7 protein-coding genes are annotated in these 6,552 nt (G+C 68.3%); 3 read left to right on the plus strand and 4 right to left on the minus strand.

What is annotated here, in order from left to right:
* On the plus strand, positions 1–2,584 hold a 2,584-nt coding region (locus BN4348_RS31745; protein ID WP_066908052.1), incomplete at its 5' end, for an arylsulfatase.
* Positions 2,585–2,889: 305 nt separating this feature from the next.
* Here BN4348_RS31745 and BN4348_RS31755 read toward each other — a convergent pair.
* Both BN4348_RS31755 and BN4348_RS31760 read right to left on the minus strand, forming a co-directional pair.
* Positions 2,890–3,207 carry a DUF732 domain-containing protein gene (locus BN4348_RS31755; RefSeq protein ID WP_066908058.1) on the minus strand — a complete coding sequence of 106 codons (318 nt, stop codon included), beginning with the start codon at positions 3,205–3,207 and terminating at the stop codon, positions 2,890–2,892.
* A 114-nt stretch (positions 3,208–3,321) separates the two neighbouring features.
* Positions 3,322–3,678 carry a DUF732 domain-containing protein gene (locus BN4348_RS31760; RefSeq protein WP_066908062.1) on the minus strand — a complete coding sequence of 119 codons (357 nt, stop codon included), beginning with the start codon at positions 3,676–3,678 and terminating at the stop codon, positions 3,322–3,324.
* Between the two features lie 162 nt (positions 3,679–3,840).
* Here BN4348_RS31760 and BN4348_RS31765 point away from each other — a divergent pair, with 162 nt between their 5' ends.
* Together BN4348_RS31765 and pstS are read left to right on the plus strand one after the other, a co-directional pair.
* Positions 3,841–4,767, plus strand: coding sequence for an extracellular catalytic domain type 1 short-chain-length polyhydroxyalkanoate depolymerase (locus BN4348_RS31765; protein ID WP_066908065.1), 927 nt, complete (start codon positions 3,841–3,843; stop codon positions 4,765–4,767).
* An 81-nt stretch (positions 4,768–4,848) separates the two neighbouring features.
* A complete protein-coding gene (pstS, locus tag BN4348_RS31770; RefSeq protein ID WP_066908068.1) occupies positions 4,849–5,961 on the plus strand; it encodes a phosphate ABC transporter substrate-binding protein PstS in 1,113 nt (370 codons plus the stop codon).
* Here the strand turns inward: pstS and BN4348_RS31775 are convergent.
* Complete coding sequence (locus BN4348_RS31775) at positions 5,956–6,300, minus strand: DUF732 domain-containing protein (protein WP_235852618.1); 345 nt, start codon at positions 6,298–6,300, stop codon at positions 5,956–5,958. The two genes, pstS and BN4348_RS31775, sit on opposite strands and share 6 nt — an antisense overlap.
* Positions 6,301–6,358: 58 nt before the next feature.
* Positions 6,359–6,552 (minus strand): zinc finger domain-containing protein (locus BN4348_RS59275; protein ID WP_328588984.1); only part of this gene is annotated, 194 nt, incomplete at its 5' end.

Below are 6,552 nucleotides of genomic sequence, written 5' to 3' on the forward strand. Positions count from 1 at the left end.
CGACAAGATCGGCCAGGCGCTGGCCGCCGGCAGCGGCCTCGTCATCGCCGTGACGCCTGCGGGCGGCCGGCTGGGCGTCGAGCAGGCGTTGGGTGGTTCGCCGATGAAATCGGTTGCCGAGCTCAGCCATTCCACGCTGCGCAGCCTCGGCGCGGCGCTGGAAGAGGCGATGGGGAAGTTCAACCCCGACCGCACCCGGCTGCCGCTGCCGCAACGCGGCTTCGGCGGCACCATCGGTCGCACCATGGCGGACTCCGTCGGCGACTGGACGATCGTTCCCGGGGCGAAGGCACCCGACGGCGCGCCCAACGTGCTGATCGTGCTCATCGACGACGCCGGGTTCGGCGGACCGGACACCTTCGGCGGCGCCATCCGCACCCCGACGCTGACCCGGGTGGCGCAGAATGGACTGACCTACAACCGCTTTCATGTCACCGCGGTGTGCTCGCCGACCCGGGCGGCGCTGCTGACCGGGCGCAACCACCACCGGGTGGGCTTCGGCTCGGTCTGCGAGTTCCCGGGACCCTTCCCGGGCTACTCGTCGGTCAAGCCGCGCAGCTGCGCCGCCCTCCCGCGGATCCTGCGCGACAACGGTTACGTCACAGGCGGTTTCGGCAAGTGGCACCTGACCCCCGACAACGTCCAGGGGGCAGCGGGACCGTTCGACAACTGGCCGCTGGGCTGGGGCTTCGACCACTTCTGGGGCTTTTTGACCGGCGCCGCGGGTCAGTACGACCCCATCATCACCGAAGACAACACGGTGATCGGGGTGCCGCAGGGCAAGGACGGCAGGCCCTACTACTTCCCCGACGACCTCACCGACAAGGCCGTCGAGTGGCTGCACAGCGTCCGGGCCCAGGACGCCGACAAGCCGTGGCTGATGTACTACTCCACCGGCGCGACCCACGCCCCGCACCACGTGTTCAAAGAATGGGCCGACCGCTACCGCGGCCAGTTCGACGAGGGCTGGGACGTCTACCGGCGCAAGACCTTCGAACGGCAGAAGGAGATCGGGGTGATTCCGCCCGACACCGAGCTCACCGAGCGGCCCGACCTGTTCCCCGCGTGGGACAGCCTGTCGGACAACGAGAAAAGGCTCTATGCCCGCCAAATGGAGGTGTTCGCCGGGTTCTCGGAAAACGCCGACTGGAACGTGGGCCGGCTGCTCGACGCGATCGAGGACCTCGGCGAGTCCGACAACACGCTGGTCTTCTACATCTGGGGCGACAACGGCGCCAGCATGGAGGGCACCGTCACCGGCTCCTTCAACGAGATGACGTTTTTGAACGGGCTGCTTCTGGACGCCGACCATCAACTCGAGCTCATCGAACAGTACGGGGGCATCGAGGCGCTGGGCGACGAGCACACGGCGCCGCATTTCGCCAGCGCGTGGGCGCACGCCAACAACACCCCGTTTCAGTGGGGCAAGCAGATGGCCAGCCACCTCGGTGGCGCCCGCGATCCGATGGTGGTCGCCTGGCCGGCCCGGATCCGGCCCGACGCCGCGATGCGGTCTCAGTTCACCCACTGCATCGACGTGGTGCCCACCGTGTTGGAGGCCATCGGGTTACCCGAGCCGACCCACGTCGACGGCTTCGAGCAGGAACCCGTGGACGGCATCAGTTTCGCCCACACCTTCGACGACGCCGGGGCCGAGGCCGAGGAGCGTCACACGGTGCAGTACTTCGAAATGTTCGGCAGCCGCGCCATTTACCAAGACGGATGGTGGGCGTGCACTCGACTCGACAAGGCGCCGTGGGACTTGTCGCCGGAGACACTGCAGCGGTTCGCGCCCGGCCGCTACGACCCGGACGACGACGTGTGGGAGCTGTACTACCTGCCCGACGACTTCTCGCAGGCGAAAAACGTTGCGGCCGAGCACCCGGACAAACTTGCCGAGCTCACACGGCTGTGGTGGGCCGAAGCCGAACGCAACCGGGTGCTGCCGTTGCTGGGCGGCCTCGCGGTGATGTTCGGCAGCCTGCCGCCGCTGCCCACCACCAACCGGTTCGCGTTCAAGGGCGACGTGCAGAACATCCAGCGCGGCACGGTGCCACGCATCTTCGGCCGCTCCTACGCCATCGAGGCGCGGCTGGTGGTGCCCGACGACGGCGCGCAGGGCGTGATCGTCGCCAACGGCGACTTCATCGGCGGGTTCGCCCTGTGGGTCGACGAGGACCGGCGGTTGCGCCACACCTATTCGCTGCTCGGTGTGGACACCTACCGCCAGGTGTCTTCGGAGCCGGTCCCCACGGGCGAGGTGACGGTGCGGATGTTGTTCGAGTCCGAGCAGCCGGTGCCCGGCTCCGGCGGCCGGGTGACGCTGTGGGCCGGCGATCGGCTGATCGGTGAGGGCGAGCTGCCCAAGACGGTGCCGCTGGCCTTCACGTCCTACGCCGGGATGGACATCAGCCGCGACAACGGCCTGGTCGTCGACCGGCACTACGAGGACAAGGCGCCCTACGCGTTCACCGGAACCGTCAAGGCGGTGGTCTTCGACCTCAAACCCGTCGCGCCCGAAGCCGAGCAGGCGCTGCACGAGCACGCGGCCGTCCAGTCCGTCGGACGGGGCGCCGCGGGCTGATGCCGCGGATCAACTACTGCTGGGCCCGAACCACATTCGCGCCGCCAAGACCCGATCGAATGCCCCGGTCGATCTGGTCCGCGACGGACCCGCCGTTGGAGACGGTCTGCGGGCAGCTGCAGCTGAGGTCGCTGAAAACGCTGGGGTCGGCGCCGGCGGGCGCCGCGATCGCCACCGCAGCCCCGACAGCAAGGGCGGCGCAGGCAAAGATTCTCGATACCACTCGTTGGTCTCCGCACTAGTTGGTACCGGGAACTCTAGGTTGCCAAAGGTCGCTTCTCTGCAAGCGCCGCGTTGCGATCGCGTTAAGAAGAATGCACGGGGCAGTAGGCCCGGATGGCTGCGCCGACGAAGTAGCCGGCGTGGTAGCCGTCCAGGCCGCTGTTGGCCTGCACGGTGGATGCGACCTGGGCGGGGGTCTTGCCGTTGTCGAGCTCGTCACAGACCTCATGACCGGCGATGACGGCCTTCTCCGGCGATCCGAAGTGGATGCCCTTAGCGGTCAGGGCCCCCAGAAAGGCGTCGTCGACCGCGTCGGCATGGGCGACCGGGGCGGCCGCAAAGGGTGCGGACGGTGCGAGCGCGGCCAGCACGACCCCCAGGGCGGCCCACACCCGTGACATGTCCCGTCCTCCCTTAGCCGCGAATGTTGCACGTTACAGCTTCGCACAGTGCAACGACCGCAAATTGCAATCAGGACGAGGCAAACCTGACGACGTTGCGGGATACGCCGGGCGTTATGCCGCTGGGATATCCGCGTACTGCGGGCAGTACGCGCGTTCGGCCAGGGCGACGAAGAACCCCGCGTTGTCGCCGTCGAGGGTGCTGCTGTTCATCACGTCCGTCGCGATCTGTTCCTGCGTCTTGCCCATGTCGAGCTGGTGGCAGACCAAATGGCCGGCCGCGATGGCGGACTTGGGCGAGTCGTGGGCGATGCCGTGGGCGTGCAGAGCCGCGATGAACGCGTCGTCGGTACCGTCGGCCTGCGCGGTCGGGGCCGTGACCAGCGGGCCGAGCAGCGCGACGGCGGGTACGACGCCGGCCGCCAGCAGCGGGAGCAGCAGGCGGGCCTTGCGGCTGCGGGTGCTCGTCATTGTTGATACCCCCAAGGGTCCTAAGATCCGGTGTTCGACGACTGAAGGTTCGACCTAGAACGTTGCAAGTAGGTTACAGGCTGCCATCCTCCAATCATCGTAGAGCTTGCGAACATCGCAACATTGGTTATGTCGTCCCAGCGCGCTCGGTAACTTGACCGCATGCCGTACGCGCGCTGGCTGACGCTCGCCGTCTTGACGGCAGGCGCGGTTTGCGTGGTGGGCTGCGGCGAGCGGCACGTGTCGGCGGCCGGCGCGCGAGACCTGTCCGCCACGTTGCGTTCCGGCGGGATGGACCGCACGTACGCATTGCATGTGCCGCCCGGCGATCCCGTCGGCCTGGTGCTCAGCCTGCATGGCGGCGGCGGCACCGGAGCCGGGCAGCAGGGCCTGACCGACTTCGACGCGGTCGCCGACGCCAATCACCTGCTGGTGGCCTATCCCGACGGTTTCGACAAGAGCTGGGCCGACGGTCGGGGGGCGTCACCGGCGGATCGCCACCACGTCGACGACGTCGGGTTTCTGGTCGCGCTGGCGGGAAAGCTGCAAAGCGACTACAACATCGCGCCCGGGCACGTCTTCGCCACCGGGATGTCCAACGGGGGGTTCATGACCAACAAGCTGGCGTGCGAACGCGCCGACGTCTTCGCCGCGATCGCGCCGGTGGCGGGCACGCTCGGCACGGGCGTGGCCTGCCATCCGTCGCGGCCGGTGTCGGTGCTGGCGGCGCACGGCACCGCCGACCCGCTGGTGCCGTTCAACGGCGGGGGCGTGCGGGGGCGCGGCGGCGTCAGTCACTCGGTGGCGGCGACCAAGATGGTGAACACGTGGCGCTCGGCCGATGGCTGCCAAGGCGATCCGTCGACGCAGGTTTTGCCCAACGTCGGCGACGGCACCGTCGTTCACCGCTACGACTCCGCGCCGTGCGCGGCGTCGACCGAGGTGATCTTCTACCAGATCGACAACGGCGGACATACCTGGCCGGGAGGCAAACAGTATCTGCCCCAGGCGATCATCGGGCGGACCTCGCGTGCGCTGGACGCCTCGGAGATCATCGCGCAGTTTTTCCTCGCCCACGCGCGCGATTAGCCCGGAGGCGGCTGCGGGCCGATCTTGTTACTATGCCTCATGGCGGTGATCGTCTCATCCGGTCTATTCGCAGGAATTCGCTTGAAGGTCAATCGATTTGGCGTCGCCGGGAGCGTTCTGGTCACCGGTGTGGCCTTGTTGTCGGCCTGCGGTGGCGACCATCACACGGCCGGGGGCAACGCGACGACGACCGCGTCGCCGGCGAAGGTCGCCTGCGGCGGCAAGCCGACGCTGCGGGCCAGTGGCTCCACCGCCCAGCAGAACGCGATGACCCGATTCGTCAAGGCCTTCGAACAGGCCTGCGCCGGGCAGTCCCTGAATTACACGCCCGACGGTTCCGGCGCGGGGATCAGCGAATTCCTGGGCAACCAGACGGATTTCGCCGGCTCGGACTCGCCGCTGAGCCAGGGCGAGTACGCACGCGCGCAGCAACGATGCGGCTCACCCGCGTGGAACCTGCCGGTGGTGTTCGGCCCCATCGCGATCGCCTTCAACGTCAACGGCGTCACGGGGTTGAGCCTCGACGGTCCCACCGCGGCCAGGATCTTCAACGGCGCCATCACGACCTGGAACGATCCCGCGATCCAGGCGCTGAACCCCGGCGCCGCCCTGCCGGCCGAGCCGATTCGCGTGGTTTTCCGCAGCGACGAGTCCGGCACCACCGACAACTTCCAGCGCTACCTCGACACCGCGTCCAACGGCGCGTGGGGCAAGGGCGCGGGCAAGGCGTTCAACGGCGGTGTCGGCGAGGGCGCCAAGGGCAACGACGGGGCCGCGGCCGCCGTCAAGCGCACCGAGGGGTCGATCACCTACAACGAATGGTCGTTCGCCCAGGCGCAGCACCTGAACATGGCCAAGGTCATCACGTCGGCCGGCCCCGACCCCGTGACGATCGGCGCGGACTCGGTGGGCAAGACGATCTCCGCTGCCTGGTTCATCAAGCAGGGCAACGACCTGGCCCTCGACACCATCTCCTTCTACCGGCCGAACCAGCCCGACGCCTACCCGATCGTGCTGGCGACCTACGAGATCGTGTGCTCGAAGTATCCCGACCCGCAGGTCGGCGCGGCCGTGAAGGCCTTCCTGCGCAGCACGATCGGTGCCGGGCAGGACGGCCTGGCGGACAACGGGTACATCCCCATCCCGCAGGAGTTCAAGCCGCGGTTGTCGGCCGCCGTCGACGCCATCTCATGACGTGCGGTACCTCGGGCAGTACGCGGCCACGCTCGCGCCGATGAAGTACCCGGCGCGATAGCCGTCCAGGTTGCTGTTGGCCATCATCTCGGAGGCGATGTCGGGCTTCTGCTTACCGAGATCGAGTTCGTCGCAGACTTCGTGACCGGCGACGATTGCGGCTTGCGGCGAGGCGAATTGGATGCCCTTGTTCTTCACCGCCGTCACGAACGCGTTGTCGACCGCGTCGGCGCGCGCGGCCGGGCAGGCTAGTGCCGCCAGGCCGAGCAGCGTGACAACCGCGCCCAGGCCGCGCAATATCCGGGTGGTCGGCACCGCTGGGACCTCCCCGTCGACCATTGCTGTCGGCACATCGAGCCGCTGACACCCAAGATCATTGCATGGCGCGATCGGAAGTTCAGCGCTGGCAGGAGGGACACCAATACGCCACCCGCTCGCCGCCGCCGTCGAAGCGGACGAGGGTGCCGCAGCGGCGGCAGGGCTGCCCGGCGCGCCCGTAGACCCACAGTTGGCGGCCCGCCCGGGTGGCGCCGGTAGTGCAGCGGGCCCAGCGCAACCGGTTGGCGCACAGCCTGTCTCTTATGTACACCT

This window comes from Mycobacterium interjectum (assembly GCF_900078675.2).
Lineage (GTDB): Bacteria > Actinomycetota > Actinomycetes > Mycobacteriales > Mycobacteriaceae > Mycobacterium > Mycobacterium interjectum.